The following is a 1,140-nucleotide window of genomic DNA, read 5'->3' as shown; positions in this document are numbered from 1 at the left end:
CTAGTCTTCTGAGTCAGGAATTCTGTTTAGATATGAGGCGAGGCGTTCGAGGATCTCGTCCGCCGTCTTGGTCCAGACGTAGGGCTTGGGGTCGGTGTTCCATGCGGCGATCCAGTCGCGGATGTCCTGCTCCAGGGCTTGGACGCTCTTGTGGACGCCTCGCCGTATCCGTTTGTTCGTCAGCTCGGCGAACCACCGCTCCACCAGGTTGAGCCAGGACGACCCGGTCGGTGTGAAGTGCAGGTGGAACCGGGGGTGAGCCAGCAGCCAGGTCTTGATGCCCGGGGTCTTGTGGGTGGCGTAGTTGTCGAGGACCAGGTGGACTGCGAGGTCGGCCGGTACTTCCTTGTCGAGCTTGATGAGGAACTTCTTGAACTCTTCGGCCCGGTGGCGCCGGTGCAGGGAGCCGATCACCTTGCCGGTGGCCACCTCGAGCGCGGCGAACAGAGTGGTGGTGCCGGCGCGGACGTAGTCGTGTGTGACGCGTTGCGGCACTCCGGGCATCATCGGCAGCACCGGCTGCGAGCGGTCCAGGGCCTGGATCTGCGACTTCTCGTCCACGCAGAAGACCAGGGCCCGTTCGGGCGGGTCCAGATAAAGGCCGACGACGTCGTGGACCTTGTCGACGAAGTACGGATCCGTCGACAGCTTGAAGGTCTCCGAGCGGTGCGGCTGTAAACCGAATGCTCGCCAGATCCGCGACACAGTCGACTGCGACAGGCCCAGTTCCTTCGCCATCGAGCGCGTCGACCAGTGGGTCGCGTTTTTCGGGGTGGACTGCAGCGTCTTGGAAACCAGTGCGGCCACCTGCTCGTCCGTCACCGTCCGCGGGCCGCCCGGACGCGGCATGTCACCCAGACCGGCGATCCGGTGCTCGACGAACCTCGCCCGCCAGCGGCCCACCGCATGGGGAGTCGAGCCGAGGCGAGCCGCCACGTCCTTATTTGAAGCACCTTCGGCGCAGGCCAGGATGATCCGACACCTCAAGGCCCACGCCTGGGGCGTGGAACGGCGCCGCACCCACCCCTCGAGTGCGGCCCGCTCCTCATCCGACAGGATCAACTCGGCCTTTGGCCGCCCAGTACGTCCCACAGGCCAAGCTTATACATCTGAACAGAACTCCTGACTCAGAAGACTAGG

Annotated in this window: 1 protein-coding gene; it reads right to left on the bottom strand. The window is 64.6% G+C overall.

Annotated features, from left to right (window positions below; all coding sequences use genetic code 11):
* A complete protein-coding gene (locus AB0H53_RS29100; RefSeq protein ID WP_362119653.1) occupies nucleotides 1-1,092 on the bottom strand; it encodes an IS630 family transposase in 1,092 nt (363 codons plus the stop codon).
* Between the last annotated feature and the right edge of the window lie 48 nt (nucleotides 1,093-1,140).

It is taken from the genome of Streptomyces sp. NPDC050856 (genome assembly GCF_040653855.1).
In the GTDB taxonomy this organism is placed as follows: Bacteria; Actinomycetota; Actinomycetes; order Streptomycetales; family Streptomycetaceae; genus Streptomyces.
Note: the sequence above shows the minus strand (reverse complement) of the source record. Positions and strands in the feature narration are given on the sequence as shown.